The following is a 19,288-nucleotide window of genomic DNA, read 5'->3' on the forward strand; positions in this document are numbered from 1 at the left end:
TTCCTACCTCCCTTTTTTTCATTATTTAGTGAAAATTAATCTATAAAGACTAGCGAATCCATAATCCATCAAGCCTGTCATTGCCGCATAAATACAACAAAAAAGCAAAACTATTATGGTAGATTTCTTTATTTGATCTCTTGGTGGCCAAGTTATTCTTTTAATTTCTGCCTTCATTTCTTTTAGGAACCTGCCTATATTTCTTGATGATTCTACAGGTTTTTTTTCATTCAAAGCCATTCTATTCACATCCCTATTAATTTAGTGAATACGAGCAACTATTTTGTTTCTTTATGAAGTGTGTGGTTGCGGCAGAATCTGCAATACTTTTGCATTTCCAATCTTTCAGGATTGTTTTTCTTATTTTTCATAGTATTGTAATTTCTTTGTTTACATTCTGTGCAAGCTAAAGTTACTTTTACTCTCACAATCTACACCTCCTAATTCTGCGTACACACACAGGCATTGCTACATTTATTTAAGTTAATGTTAAGCGCTTAATATTTTTTTGCGTGTTACTTAACAAATCTATCACAAGTTGCTGTATATGTCAAGTTTTTTATGTGATATAGTAATTTTTTAACTTCATATATAATATACTATATATTTTAATGATTTTTCTTTTAAAAGGACTAAGTTTTAAAACCTAGCCCTATTTGTTTTAACTATTCTAATATTGTAGTAACAACTCCTGAACCAACTGTTCTTCCGCCTTCTCTGATAGCGAATCTTAGGTTTGGCTCCATAGCTATTGTTGTTATTAATTCAACAGTCATGTCGATGTGGTCTCCTGGCATAACCATTTCTATTCCTTCTGGTAATGCGATTGAACCTGTTACGTCTGTTGTTCTAAAGTAAAATTGTGGTCTATATCCGTGGAAGAATGGTGTATGTCTTCCGCCTTCTTCTTTCTTTAATACGTATACTTGACCTATGAATTTTTTGTGTGGGTTTACTGTATTAGGTTTAGCTAATACTTGACCTCTTTCGATATCATCTCTTTGAACACCTCTTAATAATGCTCCGATGTTATCTCCTGCCATTGCTTCATCTAGTAATTTTCTGAACATTTCTATTCCTGTACATGTTGTTTTTGAAACTTCTTCTTTCATTCCAACGATTTGTACTTCGTCTCCTGTATGAAGAATTCCTCTTTCAACTCTTCCTGTTGCAACTGTTCCTCTTCCTGTGATTGTGAATACATCTTCTACTGGCATTAAGAATGGTTGGTCAATCGCTCTTTCTGGTGTTGGAATATATTCATCTACTGCTGCCATTAAGTCTAGTATACATTGATCATCGCCATCTTCGATTGCTTTTAATGATGATCCTACTACTACTGGACATCCGTCTCCGTCAAATCCATATTCGCTTAATAAGTCTCTTACTTCCATTTCTACTAATTCTAATAGTTCTGGATCGTCTACTTGGTCTGCTTTGTTTAAGAATACTACTATGTGGTTAACTCCAACTCTTGATGCTAGTAGTATATGTTCTCTTGTTTGTGGCATTGGACCATCTGCTGCTGATACAACTAAGATAGCTCCATCCATTTGTGCTGCTCCTGTAATCATGTTCTTTACATAGTCAGCATGTCCTGGACAATCAACGTGTGCATAATGTCTGTTTGCTGTTTCATACTCAACGTGTGCTGTGTTGATTGTGATTCCTCTTTCTTTTTCTTCTGGTGCTTTATCTATATCTTCATATTTTTGCACCTTTGCTCCACCTGATTTTGCAAGTGTCATTGTGATTGCTGCTGTTGTTGTTGTCTTACCATGGTCTACGTGACCAATTGTTCCTATGTTTACATGTGGTTTTGTTCTTTCAAACTTTTGTCTTGCCATTTCTTTTTCCTCCTAACATTATTAGTCCTAATTAATAAGTAAATTAATTTAATTAATTTCGTAAACTTGTCCTGGTGTGTTGTCATTTATTAAAAATTCATGGAGCCCACGACCGGGATTGAACCGGCGACCTCCACCTTACCAAGGTGACGCTCTACCTACTGAGCTACATGGGCATCTCCAAAGTGTTAGTCAAACTCTTAAGTTATCAACATTAATAACTCAATCTAAAAGCCCCTACACCAATTATCTATTTTACTAGTTTCACTTTTTCTTGTCAACAATTTTTCATGTTTTTATTTAAGCACTTTTCAAGCTTTCTCTTAACTCTTTGCAATGCATTATCAATCGACTTTGAATGTCTATCTAAATCACATGCAATTTCCTGATAAGACTTGCCTTGAAGGTATGAATTAAGCACCTCTAATTCAAGCTCAGAAAGAGCTCCTTCTATTTCACTTTCTATATTTGTAACTTCTTCTCTACTTATAATTAATTCCTCAGGATCCGAAACCTTTACTGTAGATAATATATCTAATAAGGTTCTATCTGATTCTTCATCATATATAGGTTTATTTAATGAAACATATGTATTAAGAGGTATATGCTTTTGTCTTGTAGCTGTCTTTATTGCTGTTATTATTTGCCTTGTTATGCACAATTCTGCAAAAGCCTTAAATGATGCTAATTTATCTAATCTAAAATCCCTAATAGCCTTATATAAACCAATCATTCCCTCTTGATAAATATCTTCCTTATCAGCCCCTACTAAAAAATAAGATTTTGCTTTGGCTTTTACAAAATTTTTATATTTATTTATTAAGTATTCTTGAGCTTGTATATCACCTGATTTAGCTTTCAATACTATTTCTTCATCTAAAACCGCTTCTATTTCTACGTTTGTGACTTCTTCACCAATGCTTATCTCATTTCCCAAGATAACCCCTCCACTTTTGTATAATCAAAATTAGATTATGTCCTATCATTGATTATACATTAACAGGAAATTTCCAGTCAAGAATTTTTAATCACTTCTTCTGATTTTTTCAAGTTTTTCTAGTATTTCCCTGGAGATTCTATCTTCTAGTAATGCTCTTTCTGATGCTATGTTTTTTTTTGTGTTAATTCTTATCTTCGCTTCAGTCGCTACTACATCATTATAAAATTCCATAGAGGACATCCTAATAGCTCCTCTTTGAAAAGTAAGTTGTTGCTCTAGAGAATCAGATGTAACAACACACACCTCAATTTTTCTACCTACTAAGTTTATATATCGTTCAATAAAGCTATCTGCTGTTTCCCCTTCTTTTGTAAAGATAACTATTACATTTTGTAACTTTTCTCGTTTCTCAATGCTACCTTTTACCATATGTGCATCAAATACTATAAAAATCTTATAACCTTTATAGGCTGCATAATTCTGAATAATTTCAATCAATTTAATGCGCGCAGCCTCAAAACTATAATCTTTAATTTTATTTAATTCGGGCCAACTATTTAATACATTATATCCATCAATAAATACGTTCCTCACGACTTAGCTTATTCCATTTTTTGTTTTAATACCTCATACATCATTATGCCAGCAGCTACAGATGCATTTAAGGATGTTATATTCCCTATCATTGGTATCTTTACAAGTACATCACACTTTTCTTTAGTTAGCTTTGATATTCCTCTACCTTCACTTCCTATTACTAATGCTATAGCTCCCGAAAATTTAGTTTGGAAACAATAACTTTCCCCATCCATATCAGCACCATATATCCATATATCTTTTTTCTTAAGCTCATCAATAACTGAATTTATATTTGATACCTTAGCTATTTTCATATACTCAATAGCTCCAGCTGAAGTTTTGTAAACAGTAGGAGTAATACCCACATTTCTTCTTTTAGATATTATTATTCCGTGAACTCCAGCAGTTTCAGCAGTCCTAATTATAGATCCTAAATTATGAGGATCCTCAATTTCATCTAGAACTAATATAAATGGTTTTTCTCCTTTTTCTTCAGCATAAGCTAAAATTTCTTCCACCCCAAAATATTTATAAGGTGTTACTATAGCAATAACTCCTTGGTGTGATCCTGTTACAGACATTGAATCTAGTTTTTTTCTATCTACTTCTTTTATTACTATGCCTTTCTCTTTAGCTATAGCAAGAACTACACTTATAGATCCTACTACGTCTCCCTTAGCAACTAATACACTCTCAATAGTTCTATCGCTTTTTAACGCTTCTATTACAGCATTTCTTCCTTCTATTAAATCTTCTCTTACTTCTTTATTAACTATTTCTTGTTTTAATTCTTGTTTCGGTTCTTGTCTTAGCTCTTGTCTAGGCTTATTCTTAGAATCTTGTCTTGGTCTTCCTTTAAAATCTTCCTTTGATTTTTCCCTAAAATCCCTTTTACCTTTATTGTTTCCATCCTGCTTTGATGTATTATTTCTTTTAAAATCTCTCATTGTTGTTACCTCTCTTATCTATCATTAGATTTACTTGCTAACTTTTCTTATATTAATTATTTCCAAAAATTCATTAAACAATCTTATACTTTTGAGTATTTCTCTTTAACTTCATTTATGCTTCCACATGTCATAGAGCCTTCTGGACATTTACCCTTAAGACACAGAGGACCAATATTCTTAAACAATATAGGAGCAATGCCAACTACAAGCTTTAACATTTCATCTGCCAAACTGTGAATCTCCCATTGAGCTCTGTTACAGCATCTATGCTGAAAAAAGTTTATTAAGCTTCTTGCATTCATAGTGATCATGACCTTAGTTTCACATGCATTAGGAAAAACATATCTCGAATCTTCAATGGCCTTTTTTTCAGCTTCTAGATTCTTCATACCTTTCACTATGTATTTTTCCTTTAATATTTGTACAAGTTTATCATAAGCATCCTGACTATCTTCCATAGATTTTATAAATATGGTCTTAGCATCTACGTCTTTTTCAATTTCTGGTGGTATAATATATTCAAACTGATCTAGTTTTACATATCTTTGACTTTGTTGAGAATAAGATGCTATTCTATGTCTCACTAATTGATGTGTTAACGATCTTGAAACTCCTTCAACGCCAAATGTGAAAGAAACATGTTCAATTGGCGACATGTGCCCATAGGACATTAGTCTATTTAAAAATTCTTCACTTTTTTCTTCACTTAGCGTTTCTATTATATCATCAATCCCTACAGCACTATAACAAAGTTTTGCAGATGCCGCAATAACCTTTTCAGGATTTGGAGTATGTTCTATTAATCTAACTTTCAACGCCACTTCCTTCTCCCCCTATACTAAAATTATTCTAATCCATAATTATCTTTAGTAATTCATTAAGCCTATCTACCTGTTCAGTTATATATAAAAAACCAATTAAAGCTTCAAAGCCAGTAGCTACCCTATATTCCTGAACATCTGCATTTTTAGGGACAGTTCCAGACTTTGCATTTCTACCTCTTTTAAATATTGCATGTTCTTCTTCAGTTAATATACTCTCAAGCCTTTTCATAAACTCACTTTGGGAATGAGCTTTAACAAATGATATAGCTTTTATATGAAGTTTATGAGCAGATATATTTCTATTTTTTTCAACTAAGCAAGTTCTTATAAAAACTTCATAGATAGCATCTCCAATAAAAGCTAATACTAAAGGATTTAACTGTTTTGCCTCATTTATAGAAAACTTATCTTTTAATAAATCAAATTCCATACTATTTTTTCTCCTCTATTAAAGCCTAATCATTAAACTAATAATACTATAATTTGCATGAATATAAAAGCACAGTATATGATTTTTAGTAGTATAATCCTATTTCTTTTTTACATACAAAAAGAAGTAGGATTATATAATAGTCACTACTTCTTAAAATATTCGAAGGATTATTCTACTCTTTTCCACCTTACTCCTTGTGGAGTATCTTCTAGTACTATTCCCTTATCTTTAAGTTCATCTCTAATCTTATCAGATAAAGCCCAATTTTTCTCTTTTCTCGCTTGTTGTCTTTGTTGAACTAACATATCTATTTCAGCATCTAAATCATATACAGTTGATTTTTGCAATATTCCTAAAGTTTTTCCAAGTTCTCTTATTAATTCTAAAGAATATTGAACTAACTTCTTAGATGAACTTATACTTACATTAGTATTAATATCTTTTACAAGATCAAATATTGTAGCTATTGCATCTGCGGTATTAAAGTCATCATCCATTTTTTCAATAAATTTAGCTTTATAGGCATTAAGAGTTTCTATATAAGTTTTTTCTTCCTCGGCTATTTCATTAACCTTAACCTCTTCTAAAAGCCTTTCTAAATTTCCTATTGCATTGTACAGTCTTTCATTTGATGACTTTGCACTATCTAGTAATTCTTGATTAAAGTTTAAAGGTGTTCTATAGTGTGCAGAAAGCATGAACAACCTAACTATTTCAGCATCATAGCGTTCTAAAATTTCTCTCGTTGTAAAGAAATTATTTAAAGACTTTGACATCTTTTTATTATCTATGTTTAAATAAGCTGAATGCATCCAATAGTTTGCAAAAGGCTTACCTGTTCTGGCCTCACTCTGAGCTATTTCATTTTCATGATGTGGGAATACTAAATCTGTACCACCAGCATGAATATCTATAGTTTCACCTAGCAATTTATGCGCCATACACGAACACTCTATGTGCCATCCTGGTCTTCCTTTTCCCCAAGGAGTATCCCAAGAAGGTTCTCCTGGTTTTTCACTTTTCCATATAGCAAAATCCATAGGTTCTTCTTTTCTTTCATCTACGTCAATTCTTGATCCTAGTTGTAATTCATCAAGATTTTGCCCAGAAAGTTTACCATAAGTTTCAAATCTCTTAGTTTTAAAATATACATCCCCGTTAACCTCATAAGCATATCCCTTATCTATTAAATCTTTTATAAAACTTACAATTTCATCGATGTATTCCGTTGCTCTTGGGTTGCAGGTAGCTCTTTCTATATTAAGTCCATCAGCATCCTTATAATACTCTTCTATATATTTATCTCCTAATTCTTTTACTGTTATATTTTCTTCATTAGCCTTTTTAATCATTTTATCGTCAATATCAGTGAAATTCTGGACAAAATTAACTTTATATCCTTTATATTCTAAATATCGTCTAACAGTATCAAAAACTAGGAATGTTCTCGCATTTCCTATATGAAAATAATTATATACAGTAGGTCCACATACATACATACGGACTTCCTCAGCTTTAATCGGAACAAACTCTTCTTTTTGTCTTGTCATAGTGTTAAAAATTTTCATCCTAGTGCCTCCTAATAAGTTATATCTATATCATATAAATTATATCGTAATTATTACTCCTGTATAAATAATATTCTTTTAAAGGTGGTTTCACCTCAAATGACTATATCGTTAATTTCTTTTCACCAACTTCTCTAGATTCTAATATAGTTTCACCAATAACTAAATCCTCTGGAGTTGTAATTTTTATATTGCTGTAACTTCCCTCATATAAATAGACCTTATGTTTACAACGTTCTACAACCATAGTATCATCAGTAACCTGAATCCCATCCTCCAAGGCTTTATTATGAGCTTCCAAAATTAAGTCATATTTAAAACACTGAGGAGTCTGAACCGAAAACAAAGTTTCTCGCTGAGGGGTATAACTAGAAAAGCCATCTTCATTCTTAATTTTTATAGTATCTTTTGGTGTTACACCACAGGCGCATGCATTATATACTCTAGCATAGTTTATCCCATCTTCAATTATACTATCATCTACAAAGGGTCTAGCCCCATCATGAATCATCACGATGTGGCTACCTTTTGCAGCAAATAGTCCATTCATAACAGAACGTTGTCTTGTATTTCCACCTTCTACTACACATTTTATTTTTCTAAAATCATACTTTTTTACTATGTTATCCATAGTAAAGTCTATTTCTTCCTTAGCTATTACTATGATTATATCGTCAACATTCTCATTATTTTCAAATGCCTTTATCGTATAATATAAAATAGGATTACCTTTTAATTCTATAAACTGCTTACTTATGTCAGATTTCATTCTAGTCCCTTTACCTGCTGCTACAATAATGGCACAGTTTCTCATTAACAAAACACCTCTTTAGCAGTTATATAATCCATCTAATCACTGTACTTCAATTATCTACCTTTTTGTTTTGCAAATATCATTCTACCTGCAGCAGTTTGTAGTACAGAAGTAACTATAACATCCATAATCTCTCCTATATGTCTCTTTCCACCTTCAACAACAATCATTGTACCATCATCTAGGTAAGCTATTCCTTGTTCCTGTTCTTTACCATCTTTAATTATTTGTATAGTCATTTCTTCTCCCGGAAGTACAACAGGCTTTACTGAATTAGCAAGTTCATTTATATTTAGAACAGGTACTCCCTGAACTCCTGCAACCTTATTTAAGTTATAATCATTAGTTATTACTTTACCACCTAAAAATTGAGCAAGCTTTAGAAGTTTACTATCAACTTCATCTATATCCGGAAAGTCCTTCTCTGTTATTTGAACTTCAACAGCCAGCTCCTTCTGGATTTTACTTAGTATATCTAGTCCTCTTCTCCCTCTATTTCTCTTTAAACTATCTGATGAGTCCGCTATATGTCTTAATTCATCTAACACAAAATGAGGTATTATTAAGGCACCTTCAATAAATCCACTTTGACATATATCAAGAATTCTTCCATCTATTATTACTGATGTATCCAAAACTTTAGGTATACCCTTGTTTTCAGTTTTAGTCTTTTTTTCTTTAATTGACCCTACTTTTTTTATGTTTGATATTGCATTAATTAGTTCTTCTTTTTTCTTTATAGAAATATCTACCGATATAGCAGTTATTATTAATACTATAATTACTCCAATAATTTTGCCTATAAGGACATCATTAAATAGGCTAACTATAGGTACAGATATTAACAGTCCCATTAAAGCACCAAATACTCCTATTAAAATTTCTATAGTAGGAACTTTTTGTATAGTATCCTCTAAATAGTTCATAACCTTAGATATTACAGAATTAAATAAAGGGGATATTAGATAAACTATAAGTCCAAAAGACAAAGTTGAAAAAGTTAAAAATGATACCCTTAAGATAGTTGTACTGTTAAAGTATGCTAGTTTGTTAATTTCCAACAACCATTGCCCTAATATAAATCCTAATATAAATCCTATTATACTAAACAGTCCCCTTAATATTTTATTAAACATTTCCTTTCACCTCCTTGATAATCTTTACATTTTATTTAAATCTTGATTAAATAGTATTAATAACAATATATCTCATTATATTCTTTATTTCAACTAACCTTAATACTATTTATAACTTGTTCATTAAAAAATAACATATTATACATTATCAATATATATTCTAGTCCATTATTTAACTTTTTAATCCCCCTATCTATAAAAAACATATTGTTTTATTATATACATACACCATGTACCTCTAAATGTATCACTCTTGTTGACAACATTATCTAATAATAATTATAATTATTATAATAGCTATTATACAAATTTAGTAATTTAAGGAGCTGATTAAATGAAAGATGTTATTTTCGATAACTTTCAAAACGCAGTAGATGAGTGTCTTCTTCGCCACAGAAGTTTACTTGATATAATGACAAAATTACAAGAATCACAAGGAAGAATAAATAGAGCAATAGCCAAATCTGTTACTAATTGTGGTTGTATTAAACTTGATGCTACAAAACAACAACTCCCAAAAGGCGAAAGTATGGATATAGAAACCTTTAAACAGCATATAAATACACATCTAAAAGGAGAGATATGCGATAATTGTCGTGAGGTTTTCGAAAGAGAAATTGGAAATAACTTATTTTACTTAACTTCTTTCTGTAACTTGGTAGATTTAAACCTTTATGACATATTTTTAAAAGAATACGATAAGATTAGTACTCTGGGAAAATATACTTTCAGATAATAAGATAGCACAAAATAAGCAAAACTTATTTTGTGCTATAATTGCTTATCTATTATAACTTGTTCTCTAAGTCTACGAAGGCCATTCTTAATGGCTTTAGCTCTAGCTTCTCCTATACCTTCCACATTATCTAATTCTTCATAAGAAGCTTCCATAACTCCTTTAAGTTCCTTAAAATTATTTATTACATTATCAATTACATTAACTGGTATTCTAGGTATTTTACTAAGCATTCTATATCCTCTAGGTGAAATTAGAGTGTCCACTAATGGCACTCCACTATATCCTAAAGATTTAGATATAGTATCTAAGTCTAAAAGTTCTTCTGATGACATATTTTGAATCACTTCGTATACTTTACTATAATCCATGTTGTTTTGCGCATAGTCTCTAATTAAAAGATTTTCATCTTCCTCAACATTTCTCACAAGCTCACTTAACTGCATAGAAATAAGTCTTCCTTCATTTCCAAGCTCAATTATATTCATTTCTACTTCATCAACTATTCTCATGACCATCTCAGTTCTTTGAATTGCAGTCATTACATCAAATAAAGTTACTAAGTCTTGAAACTCAAGTAAATTGAGGTTGGCCATTACCCTATCTAAAACTGATACATATTTCTCTAAGGTCTGCACTGCTTGATTAGCTCTAGCCAATATAACACTACTGTCTCTTAATATATATTTAATATCACTTTTATACACAGTAATTATAGTCCTTCTTTGAGATATAGCAATCACAATACATCCCGTATGTTTAGTAACTCTATATGCAGTTCTATGCCTCGTTCCAGTCTCGTAAGTTGGTATTGATGCATCTGGTATTAATTGAGTATTAGCATAAAGTATTCTTTTCAAATCACTACTTAGAACTATAGCTCCATCCATCTTTGCTAGTTCATATATATATGAAGGGCTATACTCTGAGTCTATATTAAATCCTCCATCTACAATTCTTAAAATTTCTTCTGAATCACCAAGTATTACAAGTCCTCCAGTCTTCGCTCTTAAAATATTCTCAAGACCTTCTCTTAATTGAGTACCTGGTGCCATTATTTTTAATATTTCCATAAGTTTTTTATTCTTATCTAATCTCAAGGTTTTTCCTCCTTTCTCCTTTCATTTGCTACACATCTAGAAAACTTTATTCATTATTTCTTTTAAATATGAAATACCTATAATGTTTCCACCTTTTATCTGAAGTTTTTCTTTATTTCTTAATGGAATAACTATATTTTCAAACCCCATCTTTATAGCTTCATTTACTAGTCTCTCACACATAGCAATGGGTCTTACCTCTCCAGTAAGTCCTATTTCTCCGAACACTATCATTTTGTTTAATTTAAACGCTTTACCTTTCGCACTAGAAATTAAGGCTAATGCAACCCCTAAATCTCCATATGTACCTTCAATATTTAAACCACCTACTACATTTACATATATATCACAATTATAAAAAGGTATCTTCATCTTCTTTTCTAGAACTGCTAAAATTAAATTTAACCTTGAATTATCTACCCCAACAGCTGTCCTTCTTGGCATTATTGCCTTTGTTTCACTTACTAATGCTTGTATTTCAACTAAAATGGGACGTGTTCCTTCCATTATACCTATAACTACGGATCCTTCTGCATTAAAATTAGTTTCTTCCAAAAAAACTTCTGATGGATTTAATATTTCTTTTAAACCTTCCTGCCTCATTTCGAAGACACCAATCTCGCTAGTTGTTCCAAATCTATTTTTCATAGTTCTCAATATTCTAAACTCTTGAGTTCTTTCTCCCTCAAAGGAAAGAACCGCATCTACCATATGTTCTAAAACCCTTGGCCCAGCTAATTCACCCTGTTTTGTTACATGTGCTACGATAAATAATGGTATATTCTTTGTCTTTGAAATTCTCATGAGTTCATTTGAACATTCTCTAACTTGAGATACACTTCCTGGCGCTGATGTAATAGATGATTTAAATAGTGTTTGAATAGAGTCTATGATTATAAATACAGGACTTACACTATCAATATGTTTTTCTATTTGTTCTAAATTAGTTTCTGAAAGTATGTATAGTTGAGAAGATATATTACCTATTCTATCGCCTCTCATTTTTATTTGCTCTCCCGATTCTTCCCCTGAAACATATAGTACTGTTCCTACTTTTAAAGCAATATTGTTCGCTGTTTGCAATAACAGTGTAGATTTTCCTATCCCTGGTTCTCCAGATATTAGCGTAAGGGAGCCCTGTACAATTCCTCCACCTAACACTCTATTTAATTCAGTTATACCTGTATCATATCTTTCAAACTCTCCTGATTTTATATTTAATATACTCTCTGGCTTATTGTTGCTGCTAAGTCCTGTGCTTCTGGTTAAAATTTGAGGTTCCTTTGTTTCTTCAACCATACTATTCCAAGCAGAACATCCTGGACATTTACCAAACCATTTTGGAGCTTCATATCCACACTCTTGGCACATAAATATAGTTTTGCTTTTCGCCATTTCTATCATTCTCCTACCTAATCACTCAAATTAATATTATACAACACTTTCATATGAATTTGTAATAAAATACAAAATTTTTGCATATATAATAGTTATAAAAAAACCGTCAGCACAGTTTTAACTGTTTCTGTCGGTCTTTAATTTGTTTATTTTATTTTTTTATTCTTTCCTTTTAAATACTAGTTTACCTTCCTCTACTGTAGCGAACACACTATCTCCTTTTTTAATATGTCCTCTTAAAATCTCCTCTGATAAATTATCTTCTACAATTTTAGTTATAGTACGTCTTAGAGGTCTTGCTCCATATGCACTGTCAAATCCATCTTTTGATAATAACTCTTCTGTAGCTTCATCAAAATTAAGATTTATTTCTTGTTCCTTTAATCTACTTGATACTTCTCTCAGCATTAGCTTCACTATATATCTAAGATGCTCTTTTTCTAAGGAATGAAATACAATCGTATCATCTATTCTATTTAAGAACTCAGGTCTAAATGAACTTTTAAGTTCATTCATAACATTTTCTTTCATTTTTTCATATTCATTTGAAGCAGCATCTCCTGACACTGCAAAGCCTAATGCCTTTTGTTTCTTTATTGTAGACGCTCCAACATTTGATGTCATTATTATTATAGTATTTTTAAAGTTTACTGTTTTTCCTTTTGAATCAGTAAGTCTTCCATCTTCTAGTATTTGAAGAAGAATATTAAAAACTTCAGGATGTGCTTTTTCTATTTCATCAAATAATACTACTGAATATGGTTGACGTCTTACTTTTTCTGTTAATTGACCACCTTCATCATGCCCTACATATCCTGGAGGTGAACCTATAAGTCTTGATACAGCATGCTTCTCCATATACTCTGACATATCAATTCTTATCATATTATCTTCGTCACCAAACATAGCTTCTGCAAGTGCCTTTGAAAGCTCCGTTTTTCCAACCCCAGTAGGACCTAAGAATATGAATGAACCTATAGGTCGTTTTGGATCTTTCAACCCTACTCTAGCACGTCTTACTGCTTTTGAAATAGATTTTACTGCTTCCTCTTGGCCCACCACTCTATTATGAAGAATTTCTTCTAATTTTAATAATTTTTCTGATTCAGTTTCTGTAAGTTTCTCTACAGGTACGTTAGTCCACTTAGCTACTACTTCTGCTATTTGTTCTTCTGATACTGTTTGAGTGGCTCCATGGTTTTGTTTTTTCCAATCTATTTTATGGCTATCTAATTTTTCTCTTAATTCTTTTTCTTTATCTCTAAGAGATGCCGCTTTTTCAAAATCCTGTACTCTAATAGCATCTTCTTTTTCATTTACAGCCTTTTCAAGCTCCTCCTCTATTCCTTTTAGGTCTGGCGGAACTGTTAAATTTTTAATTCTAACTCTTGCTCCAGCTTCATCTATCAGATCAATTGCTTTATCTGGAAGGAACCTATCTGTAATGTATCTATCGGATAGCTCAACAGCTGCGTTTATAGCGTCATCTGTAATCTTAACTCCATGATGAGCTTCATATCTATCTCTTAGGCCCATTAAAATTTGAACAGCTTCTTCTTTACTAGGTTCTCCAATATTGACTGGCTGGAATCTTCTTTCTAAAGCTGCATCCTTCTCAATATATTTTCTATATTCATTTATAGTTGTAGCTCCTATACACTGAATCTCTCCCCTTGCAAGAGCGGGTTTTAAAATATTTGATGCATCAATTGCTCCTTCTGCCCCACCTGCACCAATAATTGTATGAATCTCATCAATAAATAAAATTACATTTCCGTCCTTTGTTATCTCTTCCATAACTTTTTTTAATCTATCTTCAAATTCACCTCTATATTTAGAACCCGCTATTAGTGACGAAATATCTAAAGTCACAACTCTTTTATTTCTTAATATTTCAGGGATGTTTCCACTAGCAATTCTTTGAGCAAGACCTTCAGCAACAGCTGTTTTACCTACTCCTGGATCACCAATTAAACATGGATTATTTTTAATTCTTCTACACAATATCTCAAGAACTCTTTCTGTCTCTTTATCTCTACCTATAACGGGGTCAAGTTTTTCTTCAGATGCCATTTGTGTTAAATCTCTACTGTATTGATCTAGAGTCGGGGTGTTATTTTTAGGTTTTGGACTTCCTTGATTCGTAGTTCCTTGTACAAGTTCCTGATTAAAGGTCTTTAACAGTTCTTTTTGAAGCTTTTCAAAGTCCAATCCTAAGTTATTTAAAATGGTGTAGGCAACACCTTCTGACTCCTTTATTAGTGCTAATAATATATGTTCTGGAGTAATATAGTTATGATTTAACTTTCTAGCTTCAAGTGAACTAAGTTCTAGTAATCTTTTTGTTCTTGGGGTTAGAGGAATTTCATTTTTACTTAGCTCTAATTCTCCCTTACCTTCATATTCCTCAATTAAACTTTTTACATTTTTTTCTGTTATATTCATTTCGTTAAGTAATTTGTTGCCAGGCCCTTCCGTTTCTTTTATAATGCCGAGTAATATATGCTCTGTTCCTATATATCCATGTTTAAATTCTTGTGCTTCTTGTTGAGCATAATGTAATACTTTTTGAGCTCTTTCAGTAAATCTACCAAACATCATTATATAATGCACCTCCTTAACTTATATGTGTATATCTTTAAATTTTTCTTTAACTAAGTTTGATCTATATAAACTTTTTTGTTTTTCATATCCTTCTCCGCCATAATTTTTTTGAATAGTGGCAGACTGAGTATCTACAAGTAACTTATTAAGCATAGTTTTATCAACATTTTTAAGTATTCCCATTTCTACTCCTAATCTTACATTAGAAAGTAAATTTAATGTTTCCTTTGAACTCAACATTAATGCTGACTTTAATATACCAATAGATCTATAAATCTTATCTTCTGTCTCAAGTCTATTTTTACTTAAAATTCTTTCTCTTGCTTGATTTTCTCTATTAATAATTTGATTAATAACTCCTGTTAAGTTATTTAAAATTTCATCTTCTACTAATCCTAATGTAAGTTGATTAGATATTTGATAGAGATTCCCTTCACCTTGAGATCCCTCTCCATTTAAACCTCTTATAGTCATTCCTACTTGAGTGAGAGCACTTAATAGTCCATTTATCTCTTTATTAACTGTTAGTGCAGGAAGATGAAGCATAACAGATGCTCTAAGACCTGTTCCTAGGTTTGTGGGACATGAGGTTAAAAATCCTAACTTAGGATCAAAAGCATATTCTAATTTCTCTTCTAATAAATCATCTAATTTAGTAGCATACTCTAGTGCCTCTTTTAAATTAAGACCGCCTGTTATACTCTGAAGTCTTATGTGATCTTCTTCATTTATCATAATACTAACTGTTTCATCTTTATCTAATATAAAAGCAGCTTCACTGCTATTCATAATAAGCTTTCTACTTATTAGATGTTTTTCTAAATAAGATTGATTAGATATATCATCATTTTGCCATAAATAAATAGTATCAAATCTTTCTTCTATCTCAGGTGATAAATAAAAAGCTTCCTCTACCTTTTTTACAATATCCTTACCCTGATTTTCATTTAATTTATTAGGAAAAGGATGATTTTTTATGTTTCTTGCCAATCGTATTCTACTGCTTAAAACTATATCTTCATTTTCCGTCTTAGCTTCTACCCAATTCCTCATTCCTTCACCTCCAGTTTAATTAATATCTTTTTCAATCTTCTTTATTTCATCTCTTATCTCAGCTGCTTTTTCATACTCTTCTAATGTAATAGCCTTCTGCAATTCTTCTCTTAATTGAAGCACTCTCTTCTTTTGCATTAATTCCTCACCAGACCTTTTAGGTATTTTACCTAAATGCTCTAAATTTCCTTGTACTCCTTTTATAACAGATAAAATAGCCGGTTTAAAATAATCATAACATTGGCTACACCCTAGTAATCCACTCTCTTTAAAGTCCTTATAAAGTAAATTGCAATTATCACATCTTAATTCTATATCATTATTATTTTTATGACTTTTATTAACATACTCCATTAATCCACTTAATATATTCGGAAAAGCAAATGGTGCCATAATATCCATATCTGAAACCAAATTTAAATTTTGATTTTTACTAGCACATTCATGACATAAATTAGCTTCTTTCTTAACCCCATTTGTTATCTTTGTAATATGAATAGTAGCATCGTTTTGCCCACATGATTCACAAATCATACAAATCACCCCTTGTATATATTCAACACTTATATATAATAAATTTCCTAGGTAATATTTTTAATTTATCAGTATTCTTTACATGTTTTTTAATCTTTATAACAATATAACATTTAGCATTGATCTTAGTATTTGTGCTCTAATATTATTCTTTTGTTCCGCAGGAGCAACTATAACTCTATCGTTAATTGCTACTTTCATTATACTAGCCTCTCTATCTGTTATTAATTCTCTTTCTGCTAAAACATCTATAATATTATAGGCACCGTCACAAGTTATATTATTTTCTATTTTTTCATTCATAGCTTTTAATAAATATTCATTTGTATATGATTCAATCTTTTTTATTTTGATAAATCCTCCACCACCTCTTCTACTTTCCACATAATACCCGCAATCTGCAGAAAATCGTGTTGTTAAAACATAAGTTATTTGCGAAGGTGCACATCTAAATTGATTAGCTAATTCATTTCTTCCTATCTCTAGTTCTCTAGTATTAGTTTCTTTTAAAAGATCTTTTATGAATTCTTCAATTATATCCGATAATCTAGCCACTATATCACCTCAACTGACTTTGTCTTTCTTTGACTTTCATTAATTTAATAATAATATTTCTTTTATTTATATTCAATTTCTGAATTTAATTGTTTTTTATGTATTTTTTTATTTAACTTCTATTATCTTCATTTTTCTTAACATTACTCACAATTTATTGAATATTTAATTCACCCTTACCTTTTCCAAGATATGTTCTAAATAAATATCTACTAATAAGTTAAAAGGTTGTTTTTGCATCTATTTAAGATACAAAAACAACCTCTTTGTTAATTCATCATAACAATTAAACAAGCAACAAGAACTACTCCAAATAAAGCTACTGAGTATGTTACACTATTAAATTTTCTACTCAGTTCAAGCAATCTTTCATTTAAACTCAGAAAAGGCTCCGAGTTATCCTTTGTATTGCTTACTACTCTTCCAGTTTTAACTTCTATACTTCCTACAAACCTCAGGCCATTACCAAGTACCCTTACTACAACTACAAGACACTGGTCTGCAACTTTTGATAGCCCATGGCTTACATCAAACAATACTTTACCTATAGGCATATATACATGTTTCTCAATACTGAACCAATTAGTAGTAACATTTTGGTAAGTCCACGTTTCTCCAACACGGATTCTTAAATACTTTCTTATAAAGAAAACATATATCATAGCACCTAAAGCTATAGTAGTAACTGACCCTTTAATATCTCCAAAAGTATAAAAATGTAATTCTGCAGGCTTTATTGCAAAATAAGCAAGTGCAGGTTTCAATATAGCTATTATACTTCCTGGTCTTACTCCTATATAAATTATAGCAGCAGCTAGAACCCCCATCGGAACTATTGCTTTAAGTGAAATACTTCTTTTTGCTTCAACGCTTTCTTCACCTTTCTCAACAAATACTGCTATAAATATTTTTAAAAGGTATGCAACAGTAAAGCTACTACTTAATTTAAACACAATTTCAGCAACTATGAAGATGGCCCCACCATACATATGATGAGCTTCAGCTAAAGCGTGGTGTATTAAATTTTTACTTACAAAACCATTAAATCCTGGCATAGCAATTATTCCAAACATCCCTATTAAAAACAGAATCTTTAATGGAGTGTTATTTCTTCCGAAGCCCTTGATTTTATCAATATCTAACTCATGCAACTTTATATATATAATACCAGCTATCAAAAATAATAGCACTTTAAAGATAGCATGATTAATTACATGATATAGAGTACCATAAGCAGCTAGTGCGCCGTGATCTTTTAACAAGCCTATAAGACCACTCCCCACGAGAATGTATCCTATTTGACTCATACTGCTATAAGCAAGTATCGCCTTAATGTTTTTTTGAAACATAGCTAGGAATCCACCTAAAAACATATTTACAAACCCTAGAACTAATATTATAGTAGCAACAATTAAGTCATCCTTCACTATTGTTTGAATAGTAATCAAGATACCAAATATTCCAGTTTTTAATAATATCCCTGATAGTATAGCACTTGCAGGTGCAGGTGCTGCTGGATGTGCTTGTGGTAACCATATATGAAGCGGAACAATACCCGCTTTTATACCAAAACCTATTGTTATTAGAAGTACTATAAGATATTTTATACTTCCCATATCTTTTACCGCCATTGGCAGTTCCATAATGCTTAAAGTATTTGTGTAATAGTATAGAAGGAATAATCCCATAAGCAGTATTAGCGCTCCAGTAAAAGCCATTACCTTATACGTATGTCCAGCATGATGACAATGATCATTTTCATCATGTATAACTAACGTATAAGATGTAAGAGACATTATCTCGAAAAAAGTAAACAGATTTATAAAGTTCTCAGATATAAATATACCTATAGTACTCCATAGAGTAAGCATAAAAAACAGATAGTATCTATTTCTATATTTGTACTTTTTTAAATATTCATTAGAGTAAATTGTAATTACTGTCCATGCAAAACTTGCAATCAAAACAAAAACATATCTAAATGCATTAATGGTTAAGTGTATTCCCATTCCCATAATATAAGGTATAGAAACGTCTACACTCCCCTGTCTAATATGCGGAAATAAAGCAATTACAGCTATTAAAACAATTACAGTCATGAAAATATTAAAAACATCTCTGAGCTTTTCGTTTTTCCTTCCAATAATAAATCCTATAAAAGACCCTATGAAAGGGAAAAGCATTATAAACATCAATATTGACTTTGGATTCATAAAA

At 31.2% G+C, this 19,288-nt stretch carries 19 protein-coding genes and 1 tRNA gene; 1 reads left to right on the top strand and 19 read right to left on the bottom strand.

Annotated features, from left to right (window positions below):
• Positions 1–21 precede the first annotated feature (21 nt).
• From secE to ACX0KU_RS03795, 12 genes are all read right to left on the bottom strand, one after another.
• Positions 22–240: a preprotein translocase subunit SecE gene (gene secE / locus ACX0KU_RS03740; protein ID WP_472991570.1), complete on the bottom strand. Its 219-nt coding sequence runs from the start codon at positions 238–240 to the stop codon at positions 22–24.
• Positions 241–278: 38 nt separating this feature from the next.
• Positions 279–428, bottom strand: a complete 150-nt coding sequence (rpmG, locus tag ACX0KU_RS03745) for a 50S ribosomal protein L33 (protein ID WP_472991571.1) — start codon at positions 426–428, stop codon at positions 279–281.
• Between the two features lie 237 nt (positions 429–665).
• Complete coding sequence (gene tuf, locus ACX0KU_RS03750; RefSeq protein WP_472991558.1) at positions 666–1,847, bottom strand: elongation factor Tu; 1,182 nt, start codon at positions 1,845–1,847, stop codon at positions 666–668.
• Positions 1,848–1,947: 100 nt separating this feature from the next.
• A tRNA-Thr gene (locus ACX0KU_RS03755) sits at positions 1,948–2,023 on the bottom strand.
• A gap of 101 nt (positions 2,024–2,124) precedes the next feature.
• Positions 2,125–2,784 (bottom strand): RNA polymerase sporulation sigma factor SigH, encoded by a 660-nt coding sequence (gene sigH / locus ACX0KU_RS03760; protein ID WP_472991572.1) that lies wholly within the window; start codon positions 2,782–2,784, stop codon positions 2,125–2,127.
• An 87-nt stretch (positions 2,785–2,871) separates the two neighbouring features.
• Positions 2,872–3,381, bottom strand: a complete 510-nt coding sequence (locus ACX0KU_RS03765; protein WP_472991573.1) for an NYN domain-containing protein — start codon at positions 3,379–3,381, stop codon at positions 2,872–2,874.
• A gap of 8 nt (positions 3,382–3,389) precedes the next feature.
• The gene (rlmB, locus tag ACX0KU_RS03770) at positions 3,390–4,313 is read right to left on the bottom strand and encodes a 23S rRNA (guanosine(2251)-2'-O)-methyltransferase RlmB (protein WP_472991574.1); all 924 of its coding nucleotides are present in this window, start codon (positions 4,311–4,313) and stop codon (positions 3,390–3,392) included.
• An 83-nt stretch (positions 4,314–4,396) separates the two neighbouring features.
• Positions 4,397–5,131: an FAD-dependent thymidylate synthase gene (gene thyX / locus ACX0KU_RS03775; RefSeq protein ID WP_472992402.1), complete on the bottom strand. Its 735-nt coding sequence runs from the start codon at positions 5,129–5,131 to the stop codon at positions 4,397–4,399.
• A gap of 34 nt (positions 5,132–5,165) precedes the next feature.
• Positions 5,166–5,570, bottom strand: coding sequence for a Mini-ribonuclease 3 (locus tag ACX0KU_RS03780; protein ID WP_472991575.1), 405 nt, complete (start codon positions 5,568–5,570; stop codon positions 5,166–5,168).
• A gap of 170 nt (positions 5,571–5,740) precedes the next feature.
• Positions 5,741–7,141 (bottom strand): cysteine--tRNA ligase, encoded by a 1,401-nt coding sequence (gene cysS, locus ACX0KU_RS03785; protein WP_472991576.1) that lies wholly within the window; start codon positions 7,139–7,141, stop codon positions 5,741–5,743.
• 103 nt (positions 7,142–7,244) lie between these two features.
• Positions 7,245–7,955, bottom strand: a complete 711-nt coding sequence (gene ispD, locus ACX0KU_RS03790; RefSeq protein ID WP_472991577.1) for a 2-C-methyl-D-erythritol 4-phosphate cytidylyltransferase — start codon at positions 7,953–7,955, stop codon at positions 7,245–7,247.
• 53 nt (positions 7,956–8,008) lie between these two features.
• On the bottom strand, positions 8,009–9,091 hold the full coding sequence (locus tag ACX0KU_RS03795; RefSeq protein ID WP_472991578.1) for a PIN/TRAM domain-containing protein: 1,083 nt from the start codon (positions 9,089–9,091) through the stop codon (positions 8,009–8,011).
• A 334-nt stretch (positions 9,092–9,425) separates the two neighbouring features.
• On the opposite strand from ACX0KU_RS03795, the gene ACX0KU_RS03800 reads away from it, so the two are divergent.
• Positions 9,426–9,827 (top strand): DUF1573 domain-containing protein, encoded by a 402-nt coding sequence (locus tag ACX0KU_RS03800; RefSeq protein ID WP_472991579.1) that lies wholly within the window; start codon positions 9,426–9,428, stop codon positions 9,825–9,827.
• A 35-nt stretch (positions 9,828–9,862) separates the two neighbouring features.
• Here ACX0KU_RS03800 and disA read toward each other — a convergent pair whose 3' ends face one another.
• The 7 genes from disA to ACX0KU_RS03835 all read right to left on the bottom strand — a co-directional run bounded on the left by disA (position 9,863) and on the right by ACX0KU_RS03835 (position 19,284).
• Entirely contained in the window at positions 9,863–10,927 is a 1,065-nt protein-coding gene (gene disA, locus ACX0KU_RS03805; protein ID WP_472991580.1) for a DNA integrity scanning diadenylate cyclase DisA, read from the bottom strand.
• A 36-nt stretch (positions 10,928–10,963) separates the two neighbouring features.
• Positions 10,964–12,322: a DNA repair protein RadA gene (gene radA, locus ACX0KU_RS03810; protein WP_472991581.1), complete on the bottom strand. Its 1,359-nt coding sequence runs from the start codon at positions 12,320–12,322 to the stop codon at positions 10,964–10,966.
• A gap of 162 nt (positions 12,323–12,484) precedes the next feature.
• The gene (locus ACX0KU_RS03815; RefSeq protein ID WP_472991582.1) at positions 12,485–14,926 is read right to left on the bottom strand and encodes an ATP-dependent Clp protease ATP-binding subunit; all 2,442 of its coding nucleotides are present in this window, start codon (positions 14,924–14,926) and stop codon (positions 12,485–12,487) included.
• 21 nt (positions 14,927–14,947) lie between these two features.
• Positions 14,948–15,982, bottom strand: a complete 1,035-nt coding sequence (locus ACX0KU_RS03820; protein ID WP_472991583.1) for a protein arginine kinase — start codon at positions 15,980–15,982, stop codon at positions 14,948–14,950.
• Between the two features lie 15 nt (positions 15,983–15,997).
• Complete coding sequence (locus tag ACX0KU_RS03825; RefSeq protein ID WP_472991584.1) at positions 15,998–16,516, bottom strand: UvrB/UvrC motif-containing protein; 519 nt, start codon at positions 16,514–16,516, stop codon at positions 15,998–16,000.
• Between the two features lie 96 nt (positions 16,517–16,612).
• Entirely contained in the window at positions 16,613–17,071 is a 459-nt protein-coding gene (locus ACX0KU_RS03830; protein WP_472991585.1) for a CtsR family transcriptional regulator, read from the bottom strand.
• Positions 17,072–17,340: 269 nt separating this feature from the next.
• The gene (locus ACX0KU_RS03835; RefSeq protein ID WP_472991586.1) at positions 17,341–19,284 is read right to left on the bottom strand and encodes a complex I subunit 5 family protein; all 1,944 of its coding nucleotides are present in this window, start codon (positions 19,282–19,284) and stop codon (positions 17,341–17,343) included.
• Positions 19,285–19,288: the final 4 nt, after the last annotated feature.

The sequence above is a fragment of the Clostridium sp. X genome (assembly GCF_055755365.1).